Below are 20,848 nucleotides of genomic sequence, written 5' to 3' on the forward strand. Positions count from 1 at the left end.
CCTCTCAGGGGTGTTCGATGGCGCGGAAGACGTCGTCGAGCCGCGTCGGCCCGGCCTGCAGGTCCCGCAGCTCGACGGCGTGGTCCTGGGCCCAGCCGAGCAGCGTGTGCAGGTCCTTCTGGAGGCCGAAGGTCTCGACGAGGAACCGGCCGTCCGCGCCCCGCGAAGCCGGCAACGGCGGCTCCGGCGCGTGCGGCGGCAGTCCGAAGTGGATGGTGGCGGGCAGCGTGCGGGTCAGCTCGGCGACGGTGCCTTCGCGGTGGAAGGTGCCCTGGTGCATCAGCCCGATGCGGTCGGCGCGCTGCTGGGCCTCCTCGAGGTAGTGGGTGGTCAGCACGACGGTCGAGCCGTCCTCGCGCAGCCGGTCCACGGCGTCCCACAGCGCGTCGCGGGACTGGATGTCCAGGCCGGTGGTCGGTTCGTCGAGGAAGACCAGCTCGGGCGTGCCGTAGACGGCGGTGGCGAAGTCCAGCCGCCGCTTCTCGCCGCCGGAGAGCCGGCCGACCGCGGTCCCGGCCTTGCGGGTCAGGTCGACGACGCCGAGCACACGGCCGACGTCGTCGGACCGTGCGGAGAGCCGCCCGACCAGGCCGACGGTCTCGCGCACCGTCAGGTCCGGGGAGAACCCGCTCTCCTGCAGCATGATCCCCGTCCGCGGGCGGACGGCGGCGCGGTCGCGGGGGTCCTTCCCGAACACCCGCACGGCGCCCGAGGTGGGCGCGCGGTGCCCTTCGACCGTTTCCAGCGTGGAGGTCTTGCCGGCGCCGTTGGTGCCGAGCAGGGCGTAGAGCTCTCCGCGTTCCACCTGGAACGAAAGGTCCCGCACGGCGGTGAACCCGCCGTAGGTGAGGGTGAGGCGATCGACGTCGATGACCGGTGTCGTGGACATGCGGCCATTCCAGCGCCGATCGCGGCCAGGCGGCAGTGCGCCCGCGTCACCACCGCACCGTGACATCACGGCCCCGGAGGCATGACGTGGCGTCACTGGTGGGGCCCCGGCCGGTGGGGCATGCTGGCGGGAGACCGCGCCGACCCGGAGGACCATGTCCGAGACCCGCCGGAGGTGGTCCGGCGGAGCCGTGCAGGACCGGCTGCGCCGGCTCAACCTCATCACCACGATGCCGCCGCTGGCGTTCGTCGGCGTGCTGCTGCTGGCGCTCACCGCCCGGTCCTGGTGGCACGTGGGCATCCAGGTCGTCGGGCTCGTCGCGGCCCTGGCGACCGCCGAACGCTGGACGGCGGGCGACTACCTCCGGGTGGCGCGGCCGAGCCTGGCCGTCACCGCCGTGGTCTGGCTGGCCGGGGCGCTGACGAACGACACCGCCGCGTTCTACGGCGTGTCCATCGTCGGGTCGTTCCTCATCCCGCCGCTGCGGCGCCACCGGCTCGCGGCCCTCTTCGGGCTGGCCGCGCTGGTCGCGGTGCTGGGCCTGCCCAACGTGCTCGTGCACCCCGGCCCCACCGGGCCGCGGCTGCTGCAGTACGTCGCCGTCCCGCCGATCGCCGTGCTGATCTCGGTCGGGTTCATGTTCGCCACCCAGCGGCTGTTCGACCTGGTCGCCGAGCTGGAACAGGCACGCGAGCGGGACGCGGAACTGGCCGTCGCCCGCGAGCGCGTCCGCTTCGCGAGCGACCTGCACGACATCCAGGGGCACACGCTGCACGTGGTGAAGCTGAAGGTGGCGCTGGCGGAGAAGCTCCTGGACGCCGACCCCGGCCGCGCGCGGGAGGAGCTGCGGGAGGTGCACACGCTCGTCGGCGACACGATCGTCCAGACCAAGGAGCTGGCCTACGCCCAGCGGCGGCTCAACCTGGCCGCGGAGCTGGAAAACGCGAAGAACCTGTTCGAGGCCGCGGGCATCCACGTGCGCCTCGACCGGGAAGCCGAGCCGGACACGCGCGTCGGCGAGCTGCTCGGCCAGGTCCTGCGCGAGACGACGACGAACATCCTGCGGCACGCCGAGGCCCGGCACGTGCGGATCACGCTGGGCCGCACGGGCATCGCGATCGTCAACGACGGCGCGGCCGAGCCGGGCCCGCTCGGCGGGCTTTCGGCGTTGCGGCACCGGCTGGCGGAGAACGGCGGCGAGCTCGAGGTGTCCCACGAGGACGGCCGGTTCCTGACGGCGGCGGCGTTCCCCGCGGGGGCGGCCCGATGACGACCGTGGTGCTCGCCGACGACGAAGTCCTGCTGCGCAAGGCCTTGGCGGCCCTGCTGCCGCTGGAGGGCGGGATCACCGTGCTGGCCGAAGCCGAAGACGGCGAGCAGGCGGTGGCGGCCACCCTGCGGCACCGGCCCGACGTGCTCGTCATCGACCTCGAAATGCCCACAGTGGACGGTCTGGGAGCGGTCGCACAGATCCGGCGGGCGCGGCCGGGGCAGGTCATCCTCATGCTGACCCGCCACGCCCGCCCCGGCGTGCTGCGGCAGGCGCTGAAGCTGGGCGTCCAGGGATTCGTCAGCAAGGCCGCGGAACCCGAGCACATCACGGCGGTGATCCGCACCCTGCACGCGGGCAAGCGCTGGATCGACCCGGACGTCTCAGCCCTCGCCGTGGTCGACGACTGCCCCCTGACCGAACGCGAACTCGACGTCCTGCGCGCGACACGCGAGGGGTATTCGGTGGCGGAGATCGCGGGCAGGCTGCATCTGGCGGAGGGCACGGTGCGCAATTACCTGTCCAACGCCATGCGGAAAACCCAAACCCGCACCCGCCACGAAGCGGCCCGCTACGCCCATGAGCACGACTGGCTGTGAGGCTTGCGGGTTCGCCGTACGGCTGGTTGTCGTTACGCACACCGGCATCCGTAACCTCGTGAAGGAATCGCCCACCGGTTCGATCCCGCTCACGACCCTGTCGCCCGGGCGATGTTCCCGCCGCCAGCCTCGGTCTGTTCGCGATGATCGGCGCATTCGCGAACGCCGACCGGAGCCAGTGGCTCCCCGCCGAGTTGTGGACCGGCGCCGGAAGCTCACTGGTCCTGTCGCTCATCGCCTTCCTGCCGCCACCGGGCACCGCGGCAGCACCACCGGGGTGTGCTACCCGGAGATCTACTGGAACATCCGGCACTCCTGACCGGCGCCGCCGAGTGCAAGCGGATGACCGCCGCCGGTGTCAGCGGTTCATCAGGACGAAGATTCCCCAGCCCAGGTACTCGCGTTGGTAGCGGGCGTGCCGCACCGGGGCCTCCGTGAGTTCCGCGCGCAGGTCCTCCGCCAGCTCGTCGTCCGGGTTTGCGTCCAGCCAACGGCGGATGTTGAGCCACTGGGCCGCGACGTAGCTGTCCCAGCTGTCCTGGTCGGCCAAGACCAGCTGGACGACGTCGCACCCCAGGTCCCCGAACTGTGCCAGCAGGTCCGGGAGGACGCGGAAGTCGGTTTCGCTCGTCGCGTGACATCCCTCGACCGTGGCCTGGTCCGGGGGTTGCCGGCGCCAGTACGGTTCGCCGATCAGCATCAGGCCGCCGGGGCGCAGGCTGCGCCGGAGCAGGTCCACGGTGCCCGCGACGCCTCCTCCTATCCACGTTGCGCCGACGCACGATGCGATGTCGGCCGGGGCGTCGGCGACGTGGTCCGATGCGTCACCGTGGATGAACGTGACCTGGTCGGCGACGTCGAGTTCGGTTGCTCGTGCCCGGGCCTTGGCCAGGAACGCCGTGCTGATGTCGACGCCCGTTCCGGTGATGCGGTGATCGCGGGCCCAGGTGCACAGCAGCTCGCCCGAACCACAGGCCAGGTCGAGCACCCGGGTGCCGGGTGGCGGGTCCAGCGCCTCGCCCAGGCCGGCCAGTTTCCGGCTGGTGAGCGGGTTGTGGATGCGATGGCTGCGCTCGCGGATGGTGAAGCTGCGGGGTAGATCCACTTCGGGGATTCCTTCGGGAGGCACACGGGTTCCCGGAAGGCTAGGGGGGCGGCGCGGGCCGGTCCACCGGTTATCGCGGGCGAACGGATCCGACCAGGGCGGGCAGGTCGAGCGCGTTCGCCATCGCTTCGGTTCCGGCGTCGTTCGGGTGCAGGTGGTCCCCGCTGTCGTAGCGGGGGTCGAGGGCCGCCGGGTCGGCCGGGCTTGCCGTGGCCGCCGCGAAGTCCGCTACTCCGTCGAAGGCACCGCTCGTGCGGATCCACGCGTTGACGTCCGACCAGGTCCGCCGGGCGGCCGGTGAGTCCACAAAGGAGTTTCCGAACGGTGTCAGCGTGCCACCGAACACCCGGACGCCCCGGGCGTGCGCCGCGTGGATCACCCGGCGGTAGCCGTCGACGAGTTCGGCCGCCGTGGCGCCGTAGCCGATGTCGTTGACGCCTTCGAGCAGGATCATCGCCCGCACTCCGGCCTGGGAGAAGACGTCGCGGCTCAGACGTGTCACGCCCGCGACGCCGTAGTACGGCTGGCCGGGCCGGTCGGCGACCAGCCGGTTGCCGCCCAGGCCCGCGTTGACGACCGAGAGCGTGGGGCCCGGCAATGCGCGCAACCGCCGGCTGAGGAAGTCCGGCCAGCGGTGGTTCGCGTTGCCCGTGGTGTTCGCGGTGTCGGTGATCGAGTCGCCGAACGCGACGACGCTGCCCACGACCCGCGGCGACGCCGTGACGTCCACCGCGTCGGCGAACATCCAGCACGGGGTGTCCGCGAAACCCCCGCCGGACCGGGTCCGGTCGCCGGTGGCGAGGTAGTTGCCCTGGGCGGTGAAGGGGTGGTTCGTGATCGGGCCGGTCGGGCCGGGGACGTACACGCTGACGAGCAAAGTGGACAGAGCGGCCACCTCGAGCGGCACCGGGTCGCTGAGCAGCCGGGCACCGGCGGCGAGGGTCACCGACCGGCGGCCGCCGAAGGTCAGGTCACGCAGGGTGCCGGGGACCGCGTCGGGACCGGCCGCCTGCCGGGCGACGGTGGCGTGGCCGATCGTCATCGGGGCCGTCCCGAAGCTGTTGGTCACCCGGACCCGGACCCGGTCGCCGCCCGCGCTGAGGAACACGACGTTGCGGACGGTCCGGTCGGTGAGCCCGGCCCCGGCCGGGCAGGGGTTGCCGGGGATCTCCGAGCCCACGACGTCACCCGCCGCCCAGCTCGCGGTCCAGGACGCGGGGTGCGCCGACGCGGCGGGGGCGGCCAGCAGAGCGAGAATGGGCACGACGAACACAGGAGTCAAGCGAAACATCGGGGTACCCCTTCGTCAGGCGCGAGGAGCGGGAACGGGCCCGGTACTGGCCCGCGGTACGTAGTGCGCGATCGGCGACCAGCGTTCGGTGACCGGGCCGCCGTCGAGCAGTTCCAGGACCGATTCGGCCACCAGGACGCCGAACTGGTGCACGTCGACGCTCATCGCGGTGAGCGCGGGCGAAGCGAGGCGGCACAGGGTCGAGTCGTCCCAGGCCACCACGCTGAGTTCGCCCGGGACGTCGATCCCGAGCTCGCGGGCCGCGGCCAGCCCGGCCAGAGCCATCACGTCGTTGTCGTAGATGATCGCCGTGGGCGGTTCGCCGCCGGTCAGCAGCCGGGTCGTCAGCTTGGCACCGGCCTCTTCGGAGTAGTCGCCCTCGACCAGCCGGGCGGTGGCCCCGGCTTTTTCACATGCCGCCACGAACGCCGCGGACCGCTCGGTGGTGTGCAGCAGCGCGCCCGGGCCGGTGATCCGCGCGATCCGGCGGTGGCCGAGCTGCCGCAGCTCGCCGACCGCCTCGCCGATCGGGCCCGTGTTGTCGGTCCGGACCGCCGGGAAGCCCGGCGCGGGTTCCCCGACGAGCAGCGCCGGCAGGCCCGCCGCGGCCAGGACGGCCGGTCGCTCGTCGTGGACCAGGCGGTTCACCACCACCGCGGCCTCGACCAGGCCGTGCTCGGCCCAGCGCCGGTAGGCCGCCAGCTCGGCGTCCTGAGTGGACACGACGTGCAGGAGCAGGGAAAGGTCCCAGTCGGCGAGGTGCTGCTCGATGCCCGCGATGAACTCCATGAAGAACGGTTCGGTGCCGAGCAGCCGCGGCGGCCGGGCCAGCACCAGGCCGATCGCGCCGGACTTCGTCCCCGTCGTGCTCATCGGGCTCGCACCGGCGCCCTCAGCGCGTTGGAGCACCGCAGCACGAGCGGGCCGGCGAACGCCGCGGGGTCGACCTCGGCCCCGGTCCGGACCAGGAACGACCGCGTCTCCCCCGGCAGCAACGTCACCAGCATGTCGTCCACCACCGCGTCCGGGGCGACCCGATCGGCCAGCAGGGCGACGTCGACGGCCAGCGCGCTCGCGGTGACGGCCACCCGGTAGCCGCCGGGCGCCGGTTCGGCGCGGGCCGTCAAGGGCGAAGGCTCGTAGGAATGGTCGACGTCTTCGCCGAAGACGTGCACCAGCCGCACGTCGCCGCTTTCGGCCACCAGCACCTGCCGCCCCTCCTCCGCCGATCCGACCACCGCGCTCGACCGGGCCGGGACGGTGAACGGCAGTGTATCGCCGCGCTCGAGGGTTCCGCCGAAGCCGCGCCACTCGAGGCGAAGGTCGCCGGCCCAGGCTTCGTCGGTGTCGTTGACCGCGATCACGACGTCGCTTCCGTCGCGGGGCTGCACGGTGAACAGCCGCGGCGCGAACGCGTGCTTGAGGGCGTACCACAGCGGTTTGGGCCGCTCTTCGTAGTCGATGGCGGCCCAGGAGGTGACCGGCCAGCAGTCGTTGAGCTGCCAGACGACGGCGCCGGCGGTGCGCGGCCACCAGGACCGGAAGTGCTCGATGCCGAAGGCGACCGCGCGGGCCTGGTTGAGCTGGGTGGCCCAGTGCCAGTCGGCGAAGGTCCCCGGCGCGGGCAGGTGCGGCGCGAGGCCGCGGTCGAGCTTGCCGCCGCCGTCGTCGGCCTTCTGGTGGGCCCGGAACGCGGGCGAAACCGGCGTCAGCGGGTCGTCGTGGATCCAGCGGGTGAGGGTGGCCCAGGTCGGCGGCCCCTGGAAGCCGAACTCGGCGCAGAACCGCGGGACGTGGTCGCGGTAGTGGGTGTAGTCGATGCGGTTCCAGACGTCCCATTCGTGCCGGGTGCCGTGGTCGGGGTCGTTGGGGTGGACGGCGCCGGGGCTGTAGGGGCTGCCCGGGGCGTAGGCGCGGGCCGGGTCGAGTTCCGCGACGATCGAGGGCAGCACGGCCTCGTAGTACGTCAAGCCCCAGCTGCGGCGGCCCAGCCGGCCCTGCCAGTCCCAGTCGGCGTGGCCCCAGAGGTTCTCGTTGTTGCCGTTCCACAGGGCCAGGGACGGGTGCGGGGTCAGCCGGGCGACGTGCTCGCGCGCCTCGGCTTCGACCTCCGTCCACAGTGGATCTTCCTCGGGGTAGGCGGCGCAGGCGAACGGGAAGTCCTGCCAGACCAGGACTCCGCGCTCGTCGCAGACGTCGTAGAAGTCCTCGCTTTCGTAGATCCCGCCGCCCCAGACCCGCAGCAGGTTGAGGTTCGCGTCGACGGCCTGGCCGACGCGCCGGGCGAGCCGCTCGCGGGTGATGCGGGTGAGGAAGTGGTCGTCCGGGATCCAGTTGGCGCCCTTGGCGAACACCGGTTTCCCGTTGACGACGAACGTGAACGGCGTGCCGATCTCGTCCGGCGCGGTGTCGACGGTGATCGTGCGGAAACCGAGGTGCCGGTCGTAGCGGTCGAGGCCGCGGCCGTCGGTGCCGAGCTCGACCGAAAGCGGGTAGCGCGGCTGGCCGCCGTACCCGGTGGGCCACCAGAGATCGGGCTGCGGCACGGTGACGACGACCGTCGCCGTCGTGTCGCCGGGCGCGATCTGCCCGTGTCCGGTCCGCCCGGCGATCGTGACGGTCACGTCCAAGGGGGCGTGGGAGGCGCGTTCGACGTCGGCGTGCACGGTGACCCGGCCGGTGCCGTCGTCGTCGACGGTGACCAGGGGCCGGACGCTCGCCAGCCGCGCGTCCCGCCAGCGTTCGAGGCGGACCGGGCGCCAGATCCCGGCGGTCTGCAGGTCCGGTCCCCAGTCCCAGCCGAAGGAGCAGGCCATCTTGCGGATCATGTTGAACGGGTGCGGGTACGCGTGCGGCCGGTCGCCGAGGGCCCGCTCGACCGCTTCCGCGTGCTCCAGCGCCGGGCGCAGGTCGACGGTCAGCTCGTTCCCGCCCGCCCGGAGGACTTCGCGGACGTCGAAGCGGTGGCTGCGGTGCATGTTCGCCGTCCGGCCGATCACCCGGCCGTTCAGCCGGACGGTCGCGACCGTGTCGAGGCCCTCGAACACCAGGTCGGCGCGGTCGGCCACGGCCTCGGCGACGAAGTCCAGCGTGTAGCGCCACGGGGTGCGGTGCATCCAGGCCAGGCCTTCTTCCACGCGGTCGAGGTAGGGGTGCTCGATGAGGCCGGCTTCGAGCAGGTCGAGGTGGACCGAGCCGGGAACCGTGGCCGGCACCGCCCGGCCGGCGACGTGCTCCGGGCCGTCCACCGCTTCGAGACGCCAGCCGTCATGCAGCTCTTCGCGATGCATCGCGCTCCCTCGTTAGTTACGCAGGCAAATCGACTAGGACCGCGGGCCGTACAGCCAGCACCGGGCGGTGTGCCCGTCGCCGACCGGCTCTTCGGCGGGAGCGCCGGCGCAGACGACCATGGCCGACGGGCACCGGTCGCGGAACGCACACCCACCGGGCCGGCCGGCGGAAGCGCCGGTTCCCGCTTCGGACGCGGCCGGCGCCCGGCCGCGCTTGTCCGGGTCGGGCGCCGACGCGGCCAGCAACTGCGTGTACGGGTGCTTCGGCCGCAGGATGACCTCGGCGGCCGGTCCGCGTTCGACGACCTGACCTCGGTAGAGGACGACGACGTCGTCGGCGAAGTGCCGGGCCGTGGCGAGGTCGTGGGTGATGTACAGGACGGCCAGGTCGTCTTCGCGCTGCAGCCGGGCGAGCAGGTTCAGCACCCCGAGCCGGATGGAGACGTCCAACATGGACACCGGTTCGTCGGCGATCACGACTTTCGCCCCCGGCGCCAGGGCCCGGGCGATCGCGACCCGCTGGCGCTGGCCGCCGGAGAGCTCGTGCGGGCGACGCCGGGCGATGTCCTCGGCCGGCCGCAGCTGCACGCGGTCCAGCAGGTGCAGCACCTCGCGCCAGGTTTGCTCGGCCCCGCGGGTCCGGCCGTGCAGCAGCAGCGGGCGGGCCAGGTGGTGTTCGACCGTGTGGAACGGGTTGAGTGAGGCGAACGGGTCCTGGAACACCATCTGGACGTGGTCGCGGTAGGCCCGGCCGGGCACCGGGCGGCCGCCGGTGTCGCGCAGCGCGATCTCGCCGCCGGTGGGCCGGTCGAGCCGGGTCAGCAGGCGGGCGATCGTCGACTTGCCCGAGCCCGACTCGCCGACCAGCGCGACCGTCCGGCCCGGCGTCAGCGCGAGGGACACGTGGTCGACCGCGCGGAACCGGTCGCGGCGCAGGCCCGACCGGATCCGGTAGTCCTTCACCAGGCCGGTCGTTTCGAGGGTGGTCATCGGCTGCCCTCCAGCTGTCCGGCGCGCAGGAACGCGCCGCGCGCCCCGGTGAGGCTGGGGAACGACGACAGCAGCTCGCGGGTGTAGGGGTGGGCCGGCGCGCGGTACATCTGCCCGGCGTCGGCGTATTCGACGACCTCGCCGTCCTTCATCACGGCGATGCGGTCGGCGATCTCCAGCAGCAGCGGCAGGTCGTGGGTGATCAGCAGGACGGCGATGCCGAGTTCGTCGCGCAGCCGCAGGATTTCGCCGACGATGCCGCGCTGGACGACGACGTCGAGCGCGGTCGTCGGCTCGTCCATGATGATCACCTGCGGGTCGAGCAGCAGAGCCATCGCGATCATCACCCGCTGGCGCATCCCGCCCGAGAGCTCGTGGGCGAACGACGTCAGCCGGGCCGGGTCCACGCCGACCAGCCGCAGCACCTCCGCGCACCGGGCCCGCCGGTCGGCCGCGGTCATGGCCGGCCGGTGCGTCGTGAGGACGTCGTCGAGCTGGGCGCGCACGGTCGTCACCGGGTTGAGCGCGTTCATCGCGCCCTGGAAGACCATCGACAGCTTGTCCCAGCGGAAGGCGCGCAGCGCGTCCGGGCCGAGGTGCAGGACGTCCGTACCGGTCCCGTCGCGGTCGTGGAAGACGACCGAGCCCGCGGTGACCTCGGCCGGCGGCCGGTGCAGCCGGGCGATCGCGTAGGCCAGGGTCGTCTTGCCGCAGCCGGACTCGCCGGCCAGCCCGAGGATCTCCCCGCGGCGCAAGCTCACCGAGACGTTCTTGACCGCGTGCACCGGGACGTCGCTCCGGTAGACGACATCGAGCGAGTCCACCTCGACCACGACGTTTTCCCCGGCCGGCCTGACCTCGGCGGGCGGGACCGGATCCCGCCGCCGGACCCGGAACACACTGCGCAGCTTCGGGTTGATCACTTCGTCGATGCTGAAGTTGACCAGCGACAGCCCGCACCCGAAAAGCGCGATCACCAGCCCCGGCGGCACGAACCACCACCACGCGTGCCGCTGCAGCGCAAAGCCGTTCTGGGCGTAGTAGAGCATCGTGCCGAGGGTCGAGGAGTTCGACGCCCCGAGCCCGAGGAACGACAGGGAGGCTTCGGACAGAATCGCCCAGATCACCGCGAACACGAACTGGGAAGCCAGCAGCGGCAGCAGGTTCGGCAGGATTTCCACCGTGATGATCCGCCAGCGCTTCTCCCCCGCCACCCGCGCGGCGGCCACATAGTCGCGGTTGCGCAGCGAGAGCGTCTGCGCGCGCAGCACCCGGGCGGAGGCGGCCCAGCCGGTGACGGCCAGCACCAGCCCGATCGTCCAGGCCCCGCGCGACTCCGGCGGGACGAACCCGGCGATGACGATCACCAGCGGCAGCCCGGGGATGACCAGCATGACGTTGGAAAACAAGGAAAAAGCCTCGTCGACGACCCCTCCTGCGTACGCGCCGAGCACGCCGAAGAACGCGGACAACACGGTCGCCAGCGCGCCGACCAGCAGGCCGATCTCCAGTGACCCGCGCGTCGAATACGCCAGCTGCGCGAACACGTCCTGGCCGGTCTGGGTGAGGCCCAGCAGGTGGCCGCCGCCCGGCGGGGTCAGCCCGGCGTCGCGCACCGCGTTCGGGTCGCCCACGAACAACGACCCGAGGACGCCGAACAACGCGATGGCCCCGATCAGGCCGAGCCCGATCGCGAGCCGGAGTGACCAGCGGGGCAGCATCGCGCGCAGGCCGCTGCCCCACCGTGGCGCGGGGACGGCCGCAGGTCCGAGGTTCGTCATGCCGCCTCCCGCGCCCGGGTGCGCGCGTCGATGACGCCGTAGAGCAGGTCCACGGCCAGGTTGGCGCCGAGCACGGCGACCGTGATCACCAGGAAGATGCCCTGCATCAGGGCGTAGTCGCTGTTCTGCACCGCTTGCAGCAGTTTCGAGCCGATCCCGGGGTAGGAGAACACCTGCTCGGTGACGATCGAGCCGGACACCACGAACCCGAGCGAGATGGCGAACCCCGCCACCGACGGCAGCACGGCGTTGCGCGCGGCGTACCGCACCATCACCCGCGTGTCGCGCAACCCCTTGGCCTGCGCGGTGAGCACGTAGTCCTCGGAGCCGGCCGAGACCATCATGTTCCGCATCCCGAGCAGCCAGCCGCCGGCCGAGGAGACGACGATCGTCAGCGCCGGCAGCGCGCCGTGGGCGAGCGCCGAGCCGAGGAATCCGGCGGTCCAGCCGGGATCGAGCACGACGTCGTACCCGCCGAGCAGCGGGAACCAGCCCAGCGCCGAAGCGAACACGGCCGCGAAGATCAACGCGAGCCAGAAGTACGGCACCGCGGCCAGCACCGTGGTCGCGGGGACCAGCGAATCCAGCCACGTCCCGCGCTTCCAGCCGACCAACATCCCGAGCGCGACACCGAGCAGGAAGGACAGCAGCGTCGCGATCCCGACGAGCGCCAGCGTCCACGGGAGGGCCTGCCCGATCACGTCGGACACCTTCGCCGGGAACACGCTCACCGAGATCCCGAGGTCCCCGGTGGCCAGCTTGCCGAGGTAGGCGACGTACTGCGACCAGAGGGACTCACCGGAGCGCGTGCCCAGCAGCAGTTCGTACGCCCGCCGGACGGCCGGGTCGGGTGCGCCGCCGCGCTGGGCGATCTTGGCCAGCAGGACGTCGACCGGGTTGCCCGGCATCAGCCGCGGGACGAAGAAGTTCAGCGTCAGCGCGGCCCACAGGGCGACCAGGTAGAAGCCGAACTTGCGCAGGTAGTACCGCATCACTGCCCGGCCGGCTTGAGAGCCTTGAAGATCTGCGCCTGGTCCGGCCGGTTCCACACCGCCGGGAACGCGTACAGGTTGTCCTTCGTCGGCCAGCCGGTGAACTTCGCCGCGTTGTACTCGCTGATGGTGCCGGAGGTCAGGACCGGGATGTAGGGCATCGCCTGCTCGGACCTGGTCTGCACGACGTCGTAGAGCGGCTGGCGCTTCGCCGCGTCGGCGGGCGGGATGCCCTTGAGAGCGTTGAGGGCGGCGTCGACCTCGGGATCGGAGTACCGGCTGTAGTTCGGGTACGCGGACTCGCCGACCTTGGCCGTCGTCTCCGTGGCGAAGTAGTAGTTGAAGGTGTAGTACGGATCGGCCGACGGGCCCTGCAGCAGCGAGTCGATCAGCAGCTGGAACCGGCCGCGGACGCGGGCGTCGGCCCATTCGTTGTAGGACACCTGCTGCGAAACCAGCTTGATCCCGGCCTGCTTCAGCTGCTGGGTCATGGTGTCGATCGCGGTGATGTAGTCGGTCCAGCCCGAGGGCACCTGCACCGTCAGCTCCAAGGGTTTCCCGCCCTTGGCGTACAGGCCGTCGCCGCCCTTGGCGTACCCGGCGCCCTGGAGCAGGCTGTCGGCCCTGGCCGGGTCGGGGTTCTTCGGCGCGGTCTTCTCCTGCAGCTTCGGCGACACCCACTTCGCGTCCCGTCCGAGGAGGGCGAAGCCGGGTGAGACGTCGGAGGCGGTGTCCTCGAAGGCGAGCGAGTTCAGCTGGGTGCGGTTGATCGCGTAGTAGATCGCGTGCCGCACCGCGGGATCGGTCTGCGGTCCGGTGCAGCCGAGCGCGGCGTTCGAGCAGGTGAACAGCGCGATCTGGTTCATCGGCGTGATCACCGCCTGGTAGCCCGGGTAGTTCTTCGCGACGTTCTTGACGTCGGGCACCGGGCCGGTCTGCCAGTCGATCTGCTTGGCGGCCAGCGCGTCGGCGCCCGACTGGTTGCCCGAGAGGGCGAGGAAGCGGATGTGCTTGACCGCCGGCTCGCCGCCCCAGTACCCCGCGTTCGCGTCGTAGGTGAACGCCTGCGGCTTGAACGACGCGAGCTTGAACGGGCCGGTGCCGACCGGCTGCGCGATGACGTCGTTCGCCGGGTCCGCGATCTTCGACCACAGGTGCTGCGGGACGATGAACATCTTGCCGAGCACCTGCGGGCCCTGCATGAACGCCGGGCCGGGGAAGGTGACCTTGACGTGGGTGTCGTCGGCCGCGACGGCTTTCCCGTCGTAGCCGGTGGTGTTGATGGTCTTGTTCTTCGCGACCATGTCGAGGGTGAAGACGACGTCGCGGGCGGTGAACGGCGTGCCGTCGGAGAACTTCACCCCGGACCGCAGCGTGATCGACAGCTCGGTGCCGGTCGCGTTCCACGCGTAGTCCGTGCCCAGCAGCGGCTGCGGCGGGGCGTCCTTGGTGACGTTGAAGAAGAACAGCGACTCGAAGATCGTCCCCGGAGCTTCGATCACGCTGGAGGAGTACGGGTTGAAGTTGACCTGGTAGTCCCCGGCCTGGCCCACGTAGGCCACGAGCGTGGCGTCTCCCCCGGAGCCGGTGCTCCCGGACGAGGAGCACCCGGCGGCGAACAGGGCGGCGGCGACGACCGCACCCAGGCGGCGACGGCGTGGAGTACGCGACATGACGAGTCCTCTCGTGGGCTTCGTTGCCGAACCAAGCGCGCCGCAACATTGTTAAGTCGACGAAGAAACTAAGTCAACCCTCGCGTGTCACAATGACGGCATCCGGCCCAACCAGCACCGGGAGGCGCGCATGAGCAGCGGGGCGCCGCGGACGACACCGCACGCCAGTACGCGCGCGGTCATCCTCGACGTCATCCGCGCCGCGGGGACGATCAGCCGGGTCGGCATCGTCGCCGCGACCGGGATGACCGGCGCGACGATCTCGACGGTGGTGCGCGGGCTCATCGACGACGGCCTGGTCGTCGAAACCGGGCGCGCGGAGTCGACCGGCGGCAAGCGCCGGGTCCTGCTGCAGCTCGACCCGGGCGCCCGGTTCGCCGTCGGCATCCACCTCGACCACGCCGGTCTCACCTACGCCCTGACCGACCTTTCCGGCGCGGTCGTCGCGCGCACCAGCCGGCCCGGCCCGGGCTCCGCGGCGCCCGGCGAAGTCGTCGCGAGGATGGCGCAGGAGGCGGCGACCCTGGTCCGCGGAGCCGGCATCGACCGCACCCGCCTGCTCGGGTTCGGGCTGGTCTTCCCGGGCCCGCTCGCCTCCGGCGGCGGGATGGCGGTGACGCCACCGTCGCTGCGGCCGTGGCTCGGCTACCCGCTCGGCGACGAGCTGCGCCGGGTGGCCGGCCTGCCGGTGTTCCTGGAGAACGACGCCAGCGCGGCCGGGCTCGGCGAACTGTGGTCCGGCGGGGTCGACGCCTCCGCCACGTTCGCCGCGATCTACATGGGCACCGGCATCGGGTCGGGCCTGCTCGTCAACGGCCTGCCGTTCCGGGGCGCGAGCGGCAACACCGGCGAGGTGGGCCACGTCTGCCTCGACCTCGACGGGCCGGAGTGCTGGTGCGGCGCCCGCGGCTGCCTGGAGGCGCTGGCCGGCCCGGCCGCGGTCGTCGAGCAGGCCCGGGCGGACCGCCGGCTGGCCAAGGTGGCCGGCCTGCGGCGGAAGAGCCCGGAGTCCGCCTCGGTGCTCACCGACTTCGGCGCGCTGAGCCGGGCCGCCCGGCGCGGGGACGCCGGCGCGGTGGCGTTGCTCGACCGGTCCGCGCGGTACGTCGCGGTGGCCGTGCGCACCCTCGCCAACGTGATGGACCTGGAGTCCGTCGTGCTCACCGGGCCGAGTTTCGCGATCGCGGGAGCTTCGTACCTGCCGGCCATCCGCGACGAACTCGACCACGCGTTCTTCGCGCGCACCGCGCACATCCCGGACGTCCGCCTGTCGCGCGCCGCGGCGACCGCACCCGCGATCGGCGGCGCGGCCATGGTGCTCCAGTCCGAACTGGTCCCGCTGCACGACGGCCTGCGGCTTCCCGGCAACGTGAGCGCCGGGGAAACGCCGCTGGCGGAGCCGATCAGTCCTTAGTGGACGGGCACCCGGTCAGGCCAGGTTTCGCGCGTGGTCCCGGGTTTCCTCGTTCATCGGGTAGAAGCACTCGATGCGCAGCTCCTGCAGCGTCACGTCCTGCGGGGTGCCGAGGGTGGTCACCGTGGAGAAGTAGTCGAAGCGCCGATCGCCGCGGGCGTAGCGGATCGGGACGATCGGCAGGACCGGCGTCGTCGCGTCCACCAGCCGCAGGTCCGGCGGCACCCCGGGGTAGTTCAGCACCTCGTCGAGGATCCGCTGGGCGCGTTCGTCGGCGACGCCGCCGATCGCCTCCCGGCGCGCCCGCCGCACCAGGGCCTCGGCGACCTCCGGCCAGTTCGTCACGTGCCGGCGGACGCCGTCCGGGTGGAACATCCGGCGCAGCACGTTCGCCGGCTCCGGTGCGCTCCGCCGCTGTCCCTCCTGCAGGAACGCGAAGAACCGGCGGGCGGCGGCGTTGGTCTGCCGGATGTCCCAGCTGCGGTCCATCACCAGCGCCGGGAACGGTTCCTGCTGGGCGAGGATCGTCTCCAGCGCCCCGCGCACGGCAGCCAGCGACGGCGCGTCCAGCTGCGACTCCGGGTACTCGGGCGAGAACCCGGCGCTCAGCAGCAGCGTGTTGCGCTCGCGCAGGGGGACGTCGAGCACCTCCGCCAGCTTCAGGACCATGGCACGGCTCGGGTTCGCCCGGCCGGTCTCGACGAAGCAGAGGTGCCGGACCGACACCGCGGCCTCCGCGGCCAGCGCCAGCTGGCTGAGCCGCCGGGCGCCACGCCAGTGTTTCAGCAGCACACCCACTTCAGGCACCGGTCGAGTATTCCGCAGTCCACGCGTGCGGCACCAGCACGTCCTCCAGCGCCGGCCGGGCGAGGTTCGCCGTGTGGTTGGTCATCGCCGAGATCGCCACCGCGGTGATCACCTCGAAGACCTGCTCCCCGGTGAACCCCGCCGACCGGAAGGCCGCGACCTCGCCGTCGTCGACGTGTCCCCGCTTTTCGATCAGGGACCGGGTGAACGCCCACAGCGCGGCCGCGCGCGGGTCGCCGGGGCGCTCGCCGCGGCGGATCGCCTCGATCACGGCCGGCTCGACGCCGTCCTCGATCGACTCCAGCGTGTGGAACGCCACCGCCCACTCGCAGCGGTTGGCGACGGCGTTGGCCAGGAGCAGGACCTGACGCTCGGCCGGGCCGAACGTGCCGCCGCGGAAGTGGCCGAACGCGGCGAAGAACGTGCTGATCAGCGCCGGTGAGTTGGCCATCAGGCCGGCCGCGGCGGGGACGAAGCCGAACGCCTTCGCCAGCACCCTCAGCGGCTCCGCGGCCGTCTCGCCGGCGGTGGACTCGGTGTGAATCGGGTAAGGGGTCATGCGCTGAATCCTCCGGCCACGACGGCGTCGATCCAATTCCCCGGGAGGTAAATGCCGGTGCGCTCAGCCCGTGGCACCGAGGATGACGTCCGCGACCACGTCCGGGTGCACCAGCGCAACGGCGTGCGAGGAAGCCACCTCGACGACGGTGGAACCGGCCCGCCCGGCCATCCACCGCTGGGCCTCCGCCGGGATGGACCGGTCCTCGGTGGACACGACCGCCCACGACGGCAGGGTGTGCCAGCTGGCGGCTTCGGCGAAGGATCCCTCGAGGGTGACCGGGTCGAACGGCTTTTGTGCTGCCGCAAGCATCTTCCGGTCCCGCGCCCCGGCGTCACCCGCGTAGACCTCGGCGAACCTCTCGGGCCGGAGGTAGACCTCCGCACCACCGGGGTAGTCGCGCACGACCAGGTTTTCCGGGGTCAGCAGGCTGCCGGGGAACTTCCCGTTGAGCGCGGCCGCCGTCTCCCCCGCGTCCTGTTGGAACGCCGTGACGAAGACGAGGGCGCGAACCGCGGGTGTCAGGGCGGCCGGAGCCGAGACGACCGACCCGGCGTACGAGTGCGCGACGACGACGAGCGGCCCGGGAAGGGTTGCGAGGAACGCGCGGAGGTAGGCGATGTCGCTGTCGAAGCGGCGCAGCGGCAGGGCCGGCGCGATGACGGCGTGCCCCGCGTCCTGCAGGCGCGCGGACACCCGGCGCCACACCGAAGCGTCGGTCAGAGCGCCGTGCACGAGGACGAAGGTCGGCTGGTCCATGGTTTCGATCTCCTGGGTCCGAAGGGGGTGCCGGCCCAGTTTCGGCCGTGGCCCTCGCCTCCGGACAGTGGCAGTACCGCCGACTATCGAAACCTTCCTGCCACGGCGTCAGGCCTGACCGAAGGTGAACGATCTCCGGTGTTCGCGCGGCGAAACGTTGGTGGCCCGGCGGAACTGGACCCGCAGGTTGGTCGCCGTGCCCAGCCCGACCCGGCGAGCGATCTCTTCGACGGAGAGCTCCGAATTCTCGAGGAGCTCCTTCGCCCGGGCGATGCGCTGGTCACGCAGCCACGCCAGCGGCGGCAGGCCGGTCCGCTCCCGGAAACGCCGGTGGAAGGTCCGCTCCGCCATCCCGGCCTCGGCGGCCATGTCCTTCACCGAAAGCGCGCGCTCCAGCGCCGTCACCATCCACTGCTGGACCCGGGCGATGACGTCGTCGCCGGGCGGGGCGAGCACCGGCTCCACGAACTGCCGCTGGCCGTCCGCCGGCCGCGGGGCCATCACGATGCGCCGCGCCACGTGCCGCGCGGCCGCCGCGCCCAGGTCGAGCCGCAGCAGGTGCAGGCACAGGTCCACCCCGGCGGTGACCCCGCCCGAGGTGAAGACCGAGCCGGCCCCGGCCAGGAGGACCGACTGGTCGACGGTGAGCGCGGGAAACCGGTCCGCGAGCTCGGCGCACAGCGACCAGTGGGTGGTCACGGTCCGCCCGTCGAGCACCCCGGCCCGCGCCAGGGCGAACGCGCCCGAGCAGATCGACACCATCCGGACCCCGCGCCGGTGCGCGCCCGCCAGGGCCCGGACCAGCGAGCCGGGCAGTTCCCGATCCACCGCCCCGGCGTACCCCGGCACGATGATCGTCTCCGCTCCGCGCAGCAGCTCCAGGCCGCCGTCCGGCACCACGGTGGTCCCGCCGGCCACCGGCACCGCACCGCCGCCCACCGTCACGGTCACCAGTTCGTAGGCTTCCGGCGCTTCCCGGCCGAACACGTGCACCGGGATCGCGTAGTCGAGCGGGAGCACCTCTTCGAGCAGGACGACGACGATCCGGTGCCGGGTCATGGCCGCATCGTATCCGTCACGGCTCCGTTCGGAGCACCACCTTCCGCGGCACGAAGAATCGTTTCCGCACGAATTTCGTCCCGTAGGAAAGGGCCGCGACGGACGCGAACAAAATGACCAGGAACAAGGCGATCAGCCCGAACACGCCGATCGAATCGGCCAGCTCGTCGGCCTGGGACAACACCAGCGCGACCGGCCCGACGGCGATCAGGGGCGCGACGAGCCAGCAGTAGAGGTAGGTGCGCGCTATTTCCGCCCCCACCAGCCGCGAGCGGCCGACGATGCGGTACCTGGTGGTGGTTTTGGTCCCGAAGGTCAGCGAGCCTTCTTCGACCAGGTAGTAGCGCGCGATCGGGGCGATCGGCAGCACGACGCTGATCCACGCCGTCTTGAATTGCGATCCCGACGCATCGGGCGCAGTCGGGCCGAGCAGCACCCGCCCGATCCCGTTCACCGACTGGAAACTGCGAGCCCGCTGCTGTTCGGCAGCACTGAGCGTCCACACGACATCCGGCACGGGCGGACACTACCCCGGCAACGCCGGATACGACAAGAACGCACTCGTTGTGACGGAGACCGTGAAATGCAGAATTCGCGATCGACGTCAAGACGGCATTTTTTCCGCCCTGCCCGCGTTTCCACTGTCCACAGGGGAGCGAGTGGGCCACGCGGATCGACGTTCACGATCGGGGGGTCCGTTCCGGCCGGCGGCCGGCTGCGGAGCCTGGACCCAGCCGTGGTGGCACTGGCCGGCGATGGTCACGTGCACCAGCGGGCGGAAGCGGTTCTGGTCGATCCGGTCGCCGCCGGGGCGGATGATCGACTGGTAGACGGGGTCGGAGACGACCAGCGTCAACGGGGTCGCCGACCGGCTGAGCGCCTGCTTGAGTTCGGGCGAATCCAGCAGGCGGAACGTGAGGTCCACCGCCTCGCCGAAACAGCCGTGACGGTCGTAGTGGACCTCGCCGGCGTGCACCGCCGCGCGCAGGCGCAGGCGGTGCGCCGGGCGGTGGGCGTTGTGTTCGGCCAGCAGGCGGCCGAGCTCGGGGATCACCCGGTCGAGCAACACCGTTTTCGGCGTGCGGTCACCGGGGCGGACCAGGGTGAGGATTCCGTCGCCGCAGTTGATGAGCGGGTCGCGGCGGCGCCGGGTGATGCCGCCGGTGTGCAGGGCCGCCTCGACAATCTCGTAGAGCGCCGCGCGGAGGGTGATCTTGTCCGGGTTGCGCCGGGCCGTGGAGGCCTCGACGTCCACGGCCACGATCGCCCGGTGGCACGGCGCGTGGCGCGGCGGCCGCCTCACGGCCCGGCCCGGCGCAGTGCGACCGCGAGCCGCGCCACGCCGGCGAGGATCTGCACGGTGAACCGGGCCCGGCCGCGGCGGCCGGGCAGCGCGTGCAGTTCGGCGGTCCACTCCTCGAGCCAGCGGGCGCGGGCGTCGGCGGGGAGCAGCGCGGTGGAGATCGCCAGGACCCTGCGGGAGCATCCGAGGCCGCCGGCCGGGCCGGGGTGACCGGTGAACCGATCCGGGTAGAGCGTCGCCAGGGACAGCGCTTCCAGCTGTTCCTTCACGGTGTCGAGCCCGAGCCGGCCGGCCAGCGGGACCAGGACCTCCAGGGTTTCCCGGGATTTCCGTTCCTGCTTGGCCCGCGGCACGAACCGGATGGTCCGCATGTTGTGCAGCCGGTCGGCGAGCTTGAGGATCAGCACCCGGCGCTCGGCGGACTCCGGCGGACCGCCGTCCCGCTCCAGCACGAGCAGCCCCTGCACCAGGGCCGCGATTTCCTCGCCGAACTCCGCGCGCAGCAGGTCGAGCGGGCACCGGGTGTCCTCGACGACGTCGTGCAGCAGGCCCGCGCAGACCATCCGGGCATCGAGCCCCAGCCGGGCCAGCGTGGCGGCGACCTCGAGCGGGTGGGTGATGTAGGGGTCACCGCTGTGCCGATACTGGCCGCGGTGCCAGAACGCCGCGAACACATACGCCCGTTCGACCAGCTCGGCCTCGGCGTGCGGATACTGGCCGGCGATCTCGGCGACCGGCCGCGGCCCGGTGCTCACGCCGGCTCCCCGGCCAGGCCGAACCCGCGCATCCGCGCCGGCCGGTGCACCCGGGCGAGCGCGACCCGGGCCTGCTCGGCGCCCTCGTCGGTCAGCCGGTAGTACCGGCGCCGCGGCCGCTTCTCGACGATGTGCTCGTTCGGGTTCTCCCACCGGCTTTCGACCCACCCGAAGCCTTCGAGCCGGGCGACGATGGGGTAGATGGTGCCGCTCGGCAGGCCGGTTTCCGCGCAGAGCTCCAGGCCGTACTGCTCCCGCGCGGGCCGCTGCAACAGGGCGCGGAGCACCAGCTGGGTCTGCAGCGTCATCCGA

At 72.1% G+C, this 20,848-nt stretch carries 20 protein-coding genes; 3 read left to right on the forward strand and 17 right to left on the reverse strand.

The window, feature by feature from the left end:
• Positions 1 to 4: 4 nt before the first annotated feature.
• Positions 5 to 889 (reverse strand): ABC transporter ATP-binding protein, encoded by an 885-nt coding sequence (locus ABZW17_RS27515; protein ID WP_354820152.1) that lies wholly within the window; start codon positions 887 to 889, stop codon positions 5 to 7.
• A 154-nt stretch (positions 890 to 1,043) separates the two neighbouring features.
• Here ABZW17_RS27515 and ABZW17_RS27520 point away from each other — a divergent pair, with 154 nt between their 5' ends.
• Positions 1,044 to 2,159: a histidine kinase gene (locus ABZW17_RS27520; protein ID WP_354820155.1), complete on the forward strand. Its 1,116-nt coding sequence runs from the start codon at positions 1,044 to 1,046 to the stop codon at positions 2,157 to 2,159.
• Positions 2,156 to 2,758 carry a response regulator transcription factor gene (locus ABZW17_RS27525; RefSeq protein ID WP_354820158.1) on the forward strand — a complete coding sequence of 201 codons (603 nt, stop codon included), beginning with the start codon at positions 2,156 to 2,158 and terminating at the stop codon, positions 2,756 to 2,758. The genes ABZW17_RS27520 and ABZW17_RS27525 overlap by 4 nt, the downstream gene beginning before the upstream one ends.
• Before the next feature lie 358 nt (positions 2,759 to 3,116).
• Here the strand turns inward: ABZW17_RS27525 and ABZW17_RS27530 are convergent, their stop codons facing one another.
• The 8 genes from ABZW17_RS27530 to ABZW17_RS27565 form a co-directional block, all read right to left on the reverse strand.
• The gene (locus tag ABZW17_RS27530) at positions 3,117 to 3,863 is read right to left on the reverse strand and encodes a methyltransferase domain-containing protein (RefSeq protein ID WP_354820161.1); all 747 of its coding nucleotides are present in this window, start codon (positions 3,861 to 3,863) and stop codon (positions 3,117 to 3,119) included.
• A gap of 70 nt (positions 3,864 to 3,933) precedes the next feature.
• A complete protein-coding gene (locus tag ABZW17_RS27535) occupies positions 3,934 to 5,127 on the reverse strand; it encodes an SGNH/GDSL hydrolase family protein (RefSeq protein WP_354820164.1) in 1,194 nt (397 codons plus the stop codon).
• Between the two features lie 42 nt (positions 5,128 to 5,169).
• Positions 5,170 to 6,027, reverse strand: coding sequence for a substrate-binding domain-containing protein (locus ABZW17_RS27540; protein ID WP_354820167.1), 858 nt, complete (start codon positions 6,025 to 6,027; stop codon positions 5,170 to 5,172).
• A complete protein-coding gene (locus tag ABZW17_RS27545) occupies positions 6,024 to 8,444 on the reverse strand; it encodes a glycoside hydrolase family 2 protein (RefSeq protein ID WP_354820170.1) in 2,421 nt (806 codons plus the stop codon). The genes ABZW17_RS27540 and ABZW17_RS27545 overlap by 4 nt, the downstream gene beginning before the upstream one ends.
• Before the next feature lie 33 nt (positions 8,445 to 8,477).
• A complete protein-coding gene (locus ABZW17_RS27550; protein WP_354820173.1) occupies positions 8,478 to 9,434 on the reverse strand; it encodes an ABC transporter ATP-binding protein in 957 nt (318 codons plus the stop codon).
• Positions 9,431 to 11,215 (reverse strand): dipeptide/oligopeptide/nickel ABC transporter permease/ATP-binding protein, encoded by a 1,785-nt coding sequence (locus tag ABZW17_RS27555; protein ID WP_354820176.1) that lies wholly within the window; start codon positions 11,213 to 11,215, stop codon positions 9,431 to 9,433. Before ABZW17_RS27555 ends, ABZW17_RS27550 begins: the two co-directional genes overlap by 4 nt.
• Positions 11,212 to 12,207 (reverse strand): ABC transporter permease, encoded by a 996-nt coding sequence (locus ABZW17_RS27560; RefSeq protein WP_354820179.1) that lies wholly within the window; start codon positions 12,205 to 12,207, stop codon positions 11,212 to 11,214. Before ABZW17_RS27560 ends, ABZW17_RS27555 begins: the two co-directional genes overlap by 4 nt.
• Positions 12,207 to 13,880, reverse strand: a complete 1,674-nt coding sequence (locus ABZW17_RS27565; protein WP_354820182.1) for an ABC transporter substrate-binding protein — start codon at positions 13,878 to 13,880, stop codon at positions 12,207 to 12,209. The genes ABZW17_RS27560 and ABZW17_RS27565 overlap by 1 nt, the downstream gene beginning before the upstream one ends.
• 130 nt (positions 13,881 to 14,010) lie before the next feature.
• Here ABZW17_RS27565 and ABZW17_RS27570 point away from each other — a divergent pair, with 130 nt between their 5' ends.
• Positions 14,011 to 15,294, forward strand: coding sequence for an ROK family transcriptional regulator (locus ABZW17_RS27570; RefSeq protein ID WP_354820185.1), 1,284 nt, complete (start codon positions 14,011 to 14,013; stop codon positions 15,292 to 15,294).
• Positions 15,295 to 15,309: 15 nt separating this feature from the next.
• Here the strand turns inward: ABZW17_RS27570 and ABZW17_RS27575 are convergent, their stop codons facing one another.
• The 8 genes from ABZW17_RS27575 to ABZW17_RS27610 form a co-directional block, all read right to left on the reverse strand.
• Entirely contained in the window at positions 15,310 to 16,101 is a 792-nt protein-coding gene (locus ABZW17_RS27575) for a helix-turn-helix transcriptional regulator (RefSeq protein ID WP_354820188.1), read from the reverse strand.
• On the reverse strand, positions 16,094 to 16,660 hold the full coding sequence (locus tag ABZW17_RS27580; RefSeq protein WP_354820191.1) for a carboxymuconolactone decarboxylase family protein: 567 nt from the start codon (positions 16,658 to 16,660) through the stop codon (positions 16,094 to 16,096). Before ABZW17_RS27580 ends, ABZW17_RS27575 begins: the two co-directional genes overlap by 8 nt.
• A 63-nt stretch (positions 16,661 to 16,723) precedes the next feature.
• Positions 16,724 to 17,419 (reverse strand): alpha/beta hydrolase, encoded by a 696-nt coding sequence (locus ABZW17_RS27585; protein WP_354820193.1) that lies wholly within the window; start codon positions 17,417 to 17,419, stop codon positions 16,724 to 16,726.
• Between the two features lie 108 nt (positions 17,420 to 17,527).
• Positions 17,528 to 18,478, reverse strand: a complete 951-nt coding sequence (locus ABZW17_RS27590; protein WP_354820196.1) for a helix-turn-helix domain-containing protein — start codon at positions 18,476 to 18,478, stop codon at positions 17,528 to 17,530.
• A 16-nt stretch (positions 18,479 to 18,494) separates the two neighbouring features.
• A complete protein-coding gene (locus tag ABZW17_RS27595; protein ID WP_354820199.1) occupies positions 18,495 to 18,995 on the reverse strand; it encodes a hypothetical protein in 501 nt (166 codons plus the stop codon).
• A gap of 87 nt (positions 18,996 to 19,082) precedes the next feature.
• Positions 19,083 to 19,733 carry a hypothetical protein gene (locus ABZW17_RS27600; RefSeq protein ID WP_354820202.1) on the reverse strand — a complete coding sequence of 217 codons (651 nt, stop codon included), beginning with the start codon at positions 19,731 to 19,733 and terminating at the stop codon, positions 19,083 to 19,085.
• Between the two features lie 44 nt (positions 19,734 to 19,777).
• Positions 19,778 to 20,536, reverse strand: a complete 759-nt coding sequence (locus ABZW17_RS27605; protein ID WP_354820205.1) for an HD domain-containing protein — start codon at positions 20,534 to 20,536, stop codon at positions 19,778 to 19,780.
• Positions 20,533 to 20,844: a helix-turn-helix transcriptional regulator gene (locus tag ABZW17_RS27610; RefSeq protein WP_354820208.1), complete on the reverse strand. Its 312-nt coding sequence runs from the start codon at positions 20,842 to 20,844 to the stop codon at positions 20,533 to 20,535. The genes ABZW17_RS27605 and ABZW17_RS27610 overlap by 4 nt, the downstream gene beginning before the upstream one ends.
• Between the last annotated feature and the right edge of the window lie 4 nt (positions 20,845 to 20,848).

The organism is Amycolatopsis sp. NPDC004625 (genome assembly GCF_040609695.1).
Lineage (GTDB): Bacteria > Actinomycetota > Actinomycetes > Mycobacteriales > Pseudonocardiaceae > Amycolatopsis.